Source organism: Acidobacteriota bacterium (assembly GCA_038040445.1).
Taxonomy (GTDB): domain Bacteria; phylum Acidobacteriota; class Blastocatellia; order UBA7656; family UBA7656; genus Onstottus_A; species Onstottus_A frigus.
In genome coordinates, this window is sequence record JBBPIG010000027.1 from 34368 (window position 1) to 44813 (window position 10446).

The following is a 10446-nucleotide window of genomic DNA, read 5'->3' on the forward strand; positions in this document are numbered from 1 at the left end:
CCGAGGCGCTCCCGTTTCTACTAGAGGATGTCGTATGAAGCTGCGGTTCCCTACGAGTCAAGCCCTACACATCCTTCTGGGTATCTTCTGCCTGGCTTTTGTAGCGAATGCTCAACTGGGCATAAGGGGCCAGATGTTCATGCCCGACGGGTCGCCCATCCAAAAGCCGACGCGACTCACCTTGCTCACAGACAACGGCATGCGCACTGAGATCTTTTACACAGACTCAAACGGGAGAATCGCCCTCCCGCGCATCAACGTCCCTTACACGATCTTGGTCGAAACAGACGGAGAGAGCTACGAGACGACTACTGTGTCATTCAATCCGGTCCACGCAGGTAATTACATAGTCGTTAATTTAAGGCCGCTCACCGCTGCCAACCCTTCCAAACCCGGAACAGTAAAAGCCGACGCGTTAGGCGCTAACGTTTCTCCAAAAGCCAAACTGGCTTATGAAGAAGCGACGAAGCTGCTACAGGCTGGAAAGTATGATGAAGCTTCGGAGCTCCTCAAGCGGGTCATCTCGCTTCAGCCGGATTACGTACAGGCTCACAACGACCTGGGCGCCGTTTTCATGAAACTTGATCAGCTCGACAAAGCCGAGGAAACGTTGCGCCATGCGATCAAGCTCAACGACAGATGGTACCTTCCTCAGCTAAATCTCGGGGTCGTTCTTAACCGCCAGCGCAAACACAAAGAGGCCGCCAAGCTGCTCACCAATCTCCGAAACAACCATCCGGATCAGACAAAAATTCACCCTCCGCTTGTCGAAGCATTGATCGAAGCGCACGAGTGGCGTCAAGCCGAAGAAGAGTTAGGGAAAGCGCTCGCTGTGAAAGGCGCAGACGCGGTGGACCTGAAGATCAAGCTGGGCATGGTCACCTTGAGGCAAAATAAGTTCGACGCGGCGGTGACCGCTTTTCGCGAGGCAACTTTCGCCGAACCTGAGAATGCGCTCGCTCAGTTCAATCTCGGCGCCGCCCTGCTTGAGAGTGGCAACCTCGACGAAGCAGAAACAGCGTTGCGTCTTGCATATAGGATCGAGGGCGCCAAGGTGCCCGGCGCACAATTGCAATTGGGTCAGCTCTACTTCCGCAAGAAGAATTATCCGAAAGCGATCGAGGCATTCGAAACTTATCTACGCGATCTCCCAAACGCTCCCAACGCGGGTCAAGTCAAAGAGGCCGTTGAGAAGCTCCGCCAGGCGCTTAACAAACCTTGAGCCGCGAGTAAGTAATTTCCGCCTGAATCGCCTTCCGGCTACAACCGGTCCACACTTGGTTTTGCCTGTTTGCCTATCCCTTTGATTAGCCATGCTGCGCTGAGTCCGCCTCGGTTGGTTCTCCAGCCATCGCCCCCTGGGCGACCAATATCGGCACTGCCTCGCGGCGAAGGTGCGGCAGTCTCGACCAAAAGAATAGCGACGCCACAATGCACAAAGCTCCGCCGCCGGCCACCGTCGCTGGAGCACCGATGCGGGCGGCCACGGCGCCGGCCAGCAGGCTTCCAAACGGCGCCATTCCCATCAAGCTCATCGAGTAGAAACTCATCAAGCGGCCGCGCATTCCGTCCGGCGCCATCGTCTGCACAAGGGTGTTCGACGCCGACATCTGAAGGATCAACGCGAAGCCGACCGGCACCAGCAACACTGCCGAGATGATCAGATTTCGCGACAGCGAGAATAGAATCAGCATCGAGCCCAGTGCCGCAACGCTCAGCGCCACGACCCGGCCAAGCCCTTCAACATGACGCCGCGCAGCAAGCGTCAACGCGCCCGCAAGGGCTCCCGCCCCCGCCGCTCCAAGCAACACGCCGAGCGCCCGCGGACCGCCTTTCAAAACCTCGCTGGCGAAGATCGGCATCAGCACGATGTAAGGCAAACCGAATATGCTGACGAAAGCGACCAGCAAGAGTAGAGCGCGAACAGGACTCGTGTGAAGCACATAGTCGAATCCTTCTTTGAGATGGGAGAAAGCCGATCCGGAAGCGGGACCCGCGCTCTCTCTGCCCACTCGAATCGCAAACAGCCCGCCGATGACCGCGAGATAGCTGATTCCGTTTATCAGGAAGCACGGCCCTTCGCCAAGCCATCCCACCAGCAACCCTGCCAGAGCCGGACCCAGCACGCGCGAGCCTTGAATCATTGACGAGTTCAGGGCGATTGCGTTCATCAAGTCTTCCCTGCCGACAAGCTCGACCATGAAAGACTGACGGGTCGGTAGATCGAACGCGTTCACTATGCCGAGCAGGATTGCGAGCGCGAATACCCCTTGCACGGTGACGAGACCGCCGATCGTTAGCACAGCTAATGCAAACGCCTGAAGCATCGCCAATGTTTGAGTAATGATGACGATTCGATGGCGGCTGTGCCGGTCGGCCATAACACCGCCCAGCGGAGCCAAAAGGAAAACGGGAACCTGCCCGGCAAACCCTACCAATCCAAGAAGCCATGCAGACCCGGTGAGTCGATAGATCAGCCAGCTCTGCGCAACGCTTTGCATCCACGTGCCGGTGAACGATACGAGCATGCCGAAGTAGTAGATTCGGTAGTTGCGGTGACGAAGCGCTCGAACAGCTTCGTGGATCCGCCGCGCATTCGGTTTTCCGTCCGTCACTGTGCCTCCTCTTAAACCCGCGAGCTGTTTCGCTTCCCGGTAGTGGGTCAGTTTGCGGTTCAGAGTACAAGCTTTAGCTTGCCTCTCAGGTTCATGCGGCCGAAAGAGCAAGCTGAAGCTTGTACTCCGAACTCAAACTGACCCACCACCCGATTCCCGTTATGAGATGAGATGGGATTCTAGTTGGCGGCTAGGACCGGCTCAAGTTGTTGCGCATCAGGCCGACCCTGTGGCTGGGAAAACACGACGCGGTCCTGGTCTATCGGTAACCGTCACTAACGTGAGACAACGAGCTACCATCGGAGTTCAATCCGCGTCCCGCTTGACCCGTGCCAGGGTGTTGTGGAGAATTCGTTGCGATGTCGAAACAGAACATCGATGAAACATTGGGCATCGCCCGCGAGATCAAAGACCAGTTGAAGTTCTATCGCGAGATTGGACTCGAGGACATCGGCGGATCAGCCCGCACTACAGACTCGGCTCCAACAGCTTCCACGGAGTCGGTTTCAATGAGCTTAACGTCCAATGATGCGCCTGCCCGAACGGCCGCCGTGACAGCCGCGCCTCAAGCTCGATATGAGGAACCTGCGCACGGAACATCGCAGACAGAACAGGCTGGACTGTTTGGCGAAATCGCCGTGGCCGGCCAACAAGGCAACTCACGGCTCCGCCCCGCGGTTCTTCCCGCCCTCGAGTCCCGTGACCTTTCGCTTGAAGCGATTAGAGAAGATATCGGTGATTGCCGTCGCTGCAAACTTCACGAGCATCGCCGGACGATTGTATTCGGAGAGGGCGATCCTAAGGCGAGGCTGGTGTTCATTGGCGAAGGCCCGGGTGCGGAAGAAGACGCCAGCGGCCGGCCTTTCGTCGGACGCGCCGGTCAACTACTCGACAAGATCATTGCGGCCATCGGCCTTAAACGCGAAGACGTCTACATTGCGAACATCGTCAAGTGTCGCCCACCCGGGAACCGTACTCCTGAGCGCGACGAAGTGGACACCTGCGAGCCGTTTCTGTTTCGCCAGCTCGCGTTCATTCAACCAGACGTAATTGTCGCACTCGGTTCACCAGCCTTTCAGTGCCTTATGAAAACGAGAGAGCCGATAACCCGTGCGCGAGGCGAGTGGCGTGAATGGAACGGAATAAAACTGATGCCCACGTTTCACCCGGCTTTCTTGTTGCGCTCCCCCGATAAGAAGCGCGAGGTTTGGGAGGACATGAAGAAGGTGCGAGACTACTTGAACGCCATCGCAACCCGAGGGGCACTCTAAGCCGAGACTAGGAACGCCTCAAAGAAAAGCCGGATTCGGCAGAGTCGAGTGCTGAACCTGCGCGACCCCACTGAGAAGTATGGAAGGTTCGGAGTTGGCCTAGGGAAGCGGCGCGTGAATATGGGCTGAAGCCCGCATCCTTAAGAAGCAATCTCGACAATAGACTGGTCGTCCCTGGGTTGGCCTGAATGGCACGGTAGTTTCAATCCCGCACAACGCGCATTTGACTGTGACCTCGACGCGCTCACGCGGAAAAGGCTGACCGTAGGCCTGTAGATTGACTGCGATGCGCTCATTCTTTTTCGACTTGCACGGCTTACACCGCTTTGGATCGTTTCTCAACCCTTTGTCTGCGAAGAACAGTTGCTCTCCAGCGCTGAAGACAAACTCTTCGCCGCAATCGATGCACCTTAGAACCTTGTCCTGGTATTCGTGCACTTCGGTCTCCTCCCTTGCTCGAACTCGCGCCTGTTTCGGCACGCAATGATCGCAGCTTCCGTTTATCGTGTGTTTTTGGACGGTGAGTTTACAGGAAACTAAGCTATTGTCCCCGTGCAGGACTTGGCCACCTGATACTCCGGCTCGCCGCAACCACCCTAACTTGGATATCAACCTACTATTATTGCCAGCTAAGAGTTCAACCTAAAGGGATGCCTGCCATTATCGCTTTATTTGAATGGGTGTCAAGCGAATTGTCGCGGGTCGGGGATGACCTACGGCGTAAGTGAGCGATGATCGGCTGCGCATCAGATTTCGCGGTGGCCGCATAGCGACCTCCTAGCGATATACGACCGCGGGAGCAAAAGGGAATCAGGTAGCCGCCAGGCGGCCAAGCTGACGCTCGTTGTACGCTGCTATCGATCGTTATGCGCCCAGCGCAGCCGGCCCGCCTGTTTCGCGAGAATCTGACGCACACCCGCGCGATCTTAATTATTGACTTAGGTATAAGACTTTGTTACCTTGCGGGCAGATCTTACGCGCGTCTTTTGCCCCTTCGATTTGCTTCAAACCCCGCCCCACACCCGAAGGAGTAGCAATGAAAAGCATGGCCCGTATGGGCGTCGCCTTGATCATCTTTCTCGTTGGATCCTTATCCAGTTCGGTCATTGCCCAGCGGCAGAATTCAGACCAATCCGAGTTTTTAGCCAAACGGTCAGACATCTACTGCACAGGTTATATTGCCGACGTTCTGCCGCGAAAAGACCTGCAGGTCGTCGGGGCTGAAAAGGAGAACTTAAAGGTAACCTTTGCGCAGGGCGACGTGGTATTCCTCAATCGCGGGCTCGGAGCGGGCATGCAGCCGGGCGCGGTCTACTACATAATACGGCCGCTGGGCGAGGTCAATCATCCGTTTACCAAAAAGAAACTTGGCTATCTAGTGCGCGAGATCGGACTGCTTCGAGTAATCGAAGTCGGGGACAAGACCTCCACGGCTGAGATAACGATATCCTGCGACACGATAGAATTTGGGGACCTGCTCAAGCCCTACGAAGAATACACCGGACCAGGCGTCGGTGAGGCCCGCCCCTTGCCACGATACGGTGAAGGGTCAGGAGGGACGGCCGGACAGATCGTGATGTCGCCTGGCTTTCACGAGCACTTGTCCGCAAACCGAGTCGTCTATATCGATCTTGGCACTCGACAGGACGTTCATCCCGGCGACCTGTTCACCATCTATCGCGAGATCGGAAGGCGTGAGGGCATAACAAAAACCCCTCAAGACAAAGTCATCATAGACCGAAGCAGCGGATACAGCGGCGATCGCTATCACGGCGGCGAATACTCGATTCAAGGAACGCGCGTTCCTCAAGACCAAGTCATGCGCGAGCGCCCGCCGCTGCCGCGCAAGGTGCTGGGTGAACTCGTGGTGCTCAAAGTCGAGAAGGGCACTTCAGTGGCACTCATCACGCGAACGAACGCTGAAGTCTGGATCGGTGATCGAATCGAACGGGCAAACTGAGCGTAACATTGATACTCGCGAGGCGCGCCGTGAACTCCGGCGCCTCTCGCTCCCTTCGGGCAGCTTCTTGCCCATTTCTCCATCTTTCAAAACCTTGGCTCGGTAACAAGTCGCGAAGTCGCTTTGCGACCTGTTACCAAATGTCTATAATGGGCTGGTTGACAAATTGTCGGGAGGGCTCAATCAATGCAGCTTAAGTTGAAGAAAATCTCCGCGTTCACGTTGATTTCACTATTGATGTGTTCGACCTTTGTGCTGTCCGGCTACGCCGCTGGGGGCCAGAAAAAAGACAAAGCCGAAAAGCCAAAAAAGCAGAAGGAAGAAAAGAAGAAGGACGGCGCGGACGGTGGTGGCGATCGAGAGGCTCGCGCGGTGCTATGGATGGATCCGACCGATATTGAAAGCCGGGATCTGTTCAACGGTCTGGGTGGCGCAGAGGGCGCGCCCGACGCGAACGGCAAATTCACTTTCGAGGCGCGCTCAAAGGGTGGTACATCCGAAAAGATTATTGTCGTCGACGACAAGGGTCGTAAGTGGACTGTCAAGTTCGGGGCCGAGGCCAGACCAGAAACTTCAGCGACGCGCTTACTGTGGGCCGCCGGATACCACGTGGACCAGGACTATTTCGTCAAACGAGCGCACATCGAAGGTCGCGGCGGCTTCGACGTTTGGGACGTCAGATTCGAACGCCGGGACGATGGCTACAAAGACGATGGGCCGTGGTCGTGGGAGAGCAATCCGTTCGCCGGTACCCGAGAGCTGCAAGGCTTGAAGATAATGATGGCTTTGCTCAACAACTGGGACCTGAAGGACGTGAACAACAAGATCGCGCGGCCGGATAAGAAGGGCGGCGGTGACCGGGATTCTCGAACATATTACGTCGGCGATATGGGTGGAACGCTCGGTAAGACAGGGTCATTCTTCCGTAAGCTACCTTTCTTCGGCAGTGCTCCCGCCGGATCGAAGGGCGACCCAAATGGCTACTACAACCAGCCGTTCATCGACGGCGTGAAAAACGGTCAGGTCGAGTTTCACTACGAGGGCAAGAACTCTAAAGCGCTTGAGGGAGTGACGGTTGAAAACGCTCGTTGGATGGGAAACTTGCTCGGGCGGCTCTCGGACAAGCAGCTCTCAGACGCTTTCCGCGCGGGCGGCTTCAGTGACTCTGAAGCCACGATTTACTTGCGGGCAATTCGGGATAGGATAAACCAACTGAAGAATCTCAAGTAGAGTCGGGAACGGAGCCTCACCCTTTAACTGCTGCTTTTCGCGAACCACAAATGCTTCGGGGTTACGGACGGCGACAGCAGATGAAGAGTTACTCCCTCCAGATCGGCCCGATGTGCGACGAAGCCCCGGCGGTGCGCCAGAAAAGCACACGGCGCGTCTTCGAGCAACAGCTTTGTAATCTCACGATAGATGCCGGCTCGTTGCTCGCGGTTCATCACCGAGCGAGCTTCGCCGGTCAAGCGGTCAACTTCTTCGCTTGAATAGGTGCTGATGAACAGATCGCGATTGCATGAATTGAACAGCACGTAAGTGAAGTTGTCTGGATCAGGATAGTCGGCGTACCAGTCGCGGCCGGCGATAGGCACCGTACGCAGTCTAAGCCCGCGCTCCATCTCCTCGGCCTCAACATACCGGAATTCAGCGCGTATGCCTACCTCGGCGAGGTCTTCTCTCAAGCACTCAACAGCCGAGCTGACTGACTGTGGCCACCATACTTCCGTTTCGAAACCGCCCTCGTATCCCGCGGCTGCCAGCAAGGCTCGCGCGCGGTCCGGATCGTAGGCGTAGCCGCGCTCGCCCGGGTCGTAGCCCAATATCCCGGGGGGTATCGGGCCAATGCTTAGCTCGGCCATCTCGCCGTACACCTCGCGCAAGAAACGTCTGCGATCGATCGCAAGACAGATCGCCTGCCGCACCCGCCTGTCGGACAGCGGAGGCCGCTCGCAGTCAAAGACAAGCATGCGAGTCTGTAATTGCACGGCTTCGAGCACCTGAATGTCCGCTGCCCGCTCCTTGAGCTCGCTCAGGTTGGTGAGCGGCAAATCGCTGACATAGTCAAGCTCGCCGCGCAGGAACGCCTCGAGTATCTCTTCAGCGCTGAGTCCGAAGTAGACGCTCAGCCGGTCAACGTACGGCAGCTCCGGATTCCAATAATTGGAAAACCGTTCGAGTTGCACTTCCTTGCCAAGCACGGGCTCGACCACGCGGAACGGACCCGAGCCTACGGGTCTAATCTCGAAATCAACCGCCGGCCGCTCAACCTCTTCGCGCGGGACTATGTAAGTGTATTCAGTGCAAAGCGTCGAAAGGAAAAAGGCGACGGGTTGAATCAGCTCGAGTTTCAACACTTGCTCGGTAACGACCTGAACCCCGGCGACGGAGTCAGCTTCGCCTGACATGAATTGCTCCGCGCCAAGCAGCGGTCTGAACGCCCACGCGGCGGCGTCTTCGTTTTGCCGCATCTGCCGCTCGAAGGAATACTTGACGTCGTCCGAGCGCACCCGCCGCCCGTTATGGAACCGGGCGGACTCCCGCAAGTAAAAGGTATAAACACGGCCGTCGGGTGAGATCTCCCATCGTTCAGCTACTGCCGGTCGAATCTCCGCGCGCTCGCCGAACTGCACCAGCCCCTCAAAGATATTCGCCATCACGTCGACGCGCGACAGCGACGACACAGTTGCGGGATCCAGCGTCACATGCGAAGCCCGCAACGCGAACCGCAAATGACCGCCGCGTTCGGGCGCCGGCAAATGAAACGTCTCGACTTCGCGATTGAGCAGTTCAGCTTCGCGCACCAGAAGATCGACCGCGCTATTGATACCCGAGATTGAAGCTTGATTCCGGCTGACTACTTCCTTGATCGTTTCCACCGCGCGCAGGACCTGGTCTGCTCCGGCGGACTGTTCATCCGAAGCCGAGCGAATCTGTTCGACCGCCGTCGTCAGTTCTTCCATAGCCTCGGCAATCGATCGAGATACTTTTGCCTGCTCGCGCGTAGCTCGACGCACCTGCTCGGTGAGCTCGCTCATGTGAAGTGCGCGCTCGCCGATGTGGCGCGAAGTGAGAGCTTGCTCGCTGGTCGCACGCTCGATGCCGCGTGCTTGTTGCCGCACCAGATCGGCGGCCTCGAGCACCGTGTGGCTCTCAGCCGCCTGAATCGCCGTCGAGTCAGCAATCGCTCTAATACGGGACGACGCGGCGTTCGTTTTGTCGCGTATCTCCGTGAGCAGCGCCGCGGCGCGGGATGCCAGATCAACGCCCTCATCCGCGCGCTGTCCACCAACCGCGACGCGCTCGATCGTCTCTGTTACGTCTTCGCGCACCGCTTTTATGACCTCTTCGATCTCCCGAGTCGAGGCCGAGGTGCGCTCGCTCAACTCCTTGATTTCGTCGGCGACGATGCGAAAGCCCCGGCCTTGCGTGCCCGCTTGCGCAGCGAGTATCGCCGCGTTCAACGCGAGCAGGTGAGTCCGGTCTGCAATCTCATTTATGACGTGGGTAACCTCTCCTATCTGGTCGGACCTCTTGCCCAGCCGGGTGATGGTTTCGGTCGCGGCGTCGATGGCGGTTTTTATCTTGGACACGCTGGCGGCAGTCTCCCCGACGAGTTGACTGCCTGAATCGGCCGAGCGTGCAACCTCGTCGGCGAGCATGGTTGTTTCGTTGACCGATTCGCCAATACTCCGCGTCGAATTGTCGATCGCCTCCATGGCGCGGGCGGTCTTCTCCGCCGACTCTGCCAGCGCCTCTGTAGAATCGGCAACCTTACGCACGGTGGTCGCCATGTCTTCGATGGCGATCGCCGTCTCTTCGACAAACTGCGCCAGCTCGTCTGCGTTCTCGGACACCTGGTTGATCGAGGTCGCCATCCTCATCACCGAGCTGGAAGTCGATTTAGATAGGTTCGAGAGAGTCTGCAGATTCTCTCCGACCGAGTGCATCGAAGCGTTGATTTCGGCAATTGAGCGCGAGGTCTCTTCGACTGACTTGGCTTCATCAAGTACGCCGGCCGAGAGCATCTGTGTTCCACGCAGCACTTCTCCGACGACTGCTTCGATTGAGTCAGCGGCGCGTTGAAGTCTCCCGACTATGTAGCGCAAACGGCGGGCTAGCCCATCGAGGTTGATGAGCAGTTGTCTGTCTCTTCCGGCCAGCTCCAGGTGCTTCCCATTGGCGAGCACGCTGAGATCGCCCTGGGCTATGTGAGCCAGCGCTTCGAAGATGCGCTCACCTGAGTCCTGTGCCTCACTGTCGCTGGCGGAACGAGGTTTGTCGCTGGGATTGCGATCCAGGGCTACTGGTCGCGCGTCGATAGTTGTCTGGCGCGGGTCCTTCATAATCAAGTAGTGGTTGGGATTGAGCCATTATCGTACCGGCTGAGGTGGGGCGAGTCAAACAATCGCGTTGCGGCGGGCCATTCGGATACACGGAACTGGGTTGGATGCCGCGCGGTTTGGATGGCAACTGCTTTCAGCCGCGTGGTGCTTCAATTTCACCCTACGAACCGAGGCGACAGTTCTCTTCGACACCACCGGCTTCAGCCGCGTGGTGCTTCAATTTCACCCTACGAACCGAGGCGACAGTTCTCTTC

7 protein-coding genes are annotated in these 10446 nt (G+C 57.5%); 4 read left to right on the forward strand and 3 right to left on the reverse strand.

The window, feature by feature from the left end; genetic code table 11:
- Positions 1 to 34: 34 nt before the first annotated feature.
- Positions 35 to 1222 carry a tetratricopeptide repeat protein gene (locus AABO57_23550; GenBank protein ID MEK6288704.1) on the forward strand — a complete coding sequence of 396 codons (1188 nt, stop codon included), beginning with the start codon at positions 35 to 37 and terminating at the stop codon, positions 1220 to 1222.
- 85 nt (positions 1223 to 1307) lie between these two features.
- On the opposite strand, the gene AABO57_23555 is transcribed toward AABO57_23550, so the two are convergent.
- A complete protein-coding gene (locus AABO57_23555) occupies positions 1308 to 2615 on the reverse strand; it encodes an MFS transporter (GenBank protein ID MEK6288705.1) in 1308 nt (435 codons plus the stop codon).
- A gap of 359 nt (positions 2616 to 2974) precedes the next feature.
- Between AABO57_23555 and AABO57_23560 the strand changes: the two genes are divergently transcribed.
- Entirely contained in the window at positions 2975 to 3886 is a 912-nt protein-coding gene (locus AABO57_23560; GenBank protein MEK6288706.1) for a uracil-DNA glycosylase, read from the forward strand.
- Between the two features lie 99 nt (positions 3887 to 3985).
- Here AABO57_23560 and AABO57_23565 read toward each other — a convergent pair whose 3' ends face one another.
- The gene (locus AABO57_23565; protein ID MEK6288707.1) at positions 3986 to 4366 is read right to left on the reverse strand and encodes a zinc-ribbon domain containing protein; all 381 of its coding nucleotides are present in this window, start codon (positions 4364 to 4366) and stop codon (positions 3986 to 3988) included.
- Positions 4367 to 4922: 556 nt separating this feature from the next.
- Here AABO57_23565 and AABO57_23570 point away from each other — a divergent pair.
- Together AABO57_23570 and AABO57_23575 are read left to right on the forward strand one after the other, a co-directional pair.
- Complete coding sequence (locus tag AABO57_23570) at positions 4923 to 5846, forward strand: hypothetical protein (protein ID MEK6288708.1); 924 nt, start codon at positions 4923 to 4925, stop codon at positions 5844 to 5846.
- A gap of 186 nt (positions 5847 to 6032) precedes the next feature.
- On the forward strand, positions 6033 to 7076 hold the full coding sequence (locus tag AABO57_23575; protein ID MEK6288709.1) for a hypothetical protein: 1044 nt from the start codon (positions 6033 to 6035) through the stop codon (positions 7074 to 7076).
- A gap of 23 nt (positions 7077 to 7099) precedes the next feature.
- Here the strand turns inward: AABO57_23575 and AABO57_23580 are convergent, their stop codons facing one another.
- The gene (locus AABO57_23580) at positions 7100 to 10192 is read right to left on the reverse strand and encodes an ABC transporter substrate-binding protein (GenBank protein ID MEK6288710.1); all 3093 of its coding nucleotides are present in this window, start codon (positions 10190 to 10192) and stop codon (positions 7100 to 7102) included.
- Positions 10193 to 10446 lie beyond the last annotated feature (254 nt).

What these genes read in the sequence shown, in the direction of transcription:
- AABO57_23550 (MEK6288704.1), top strand. Translation starts at nt 35, where the DNA reads ATGAAGCTGCGGTTCCCTACGAGTCAAGCCCTACACATCCTTCTGGGT.
- AABO57_23560 (MEK6288706.1), top strand. Translation starts at nt 2,975, where the DNA reads ATGTCGAAACAGAACATCGATGAAACATTGGGCATCGCCCGCGAGATC.
- AABO57_23570 (MEK6288708.1), top strand. Translation starts at nt 4,923, where the DNA reads ATGAAAAGCATGGCCCGTATGGGCGTCGCCTTGATCATCTTTCTCGTT.
- AABO57_23575 (MEK6288709.1), top strand. Translation starts at nt 6,033, where the DNA reads ATGCAGCTTAAGTTGAAGAAAATCTCCGCGTTCACGTTGATTTCACTA.
- AABO57_23580 (MEK6288710.1), bottom strand. Translation starts at nt 10,192, where the DNA reads ATGAAGGACCCGCGCCAGACAACTATCGACGCGCGACCAGTAGCCCTG.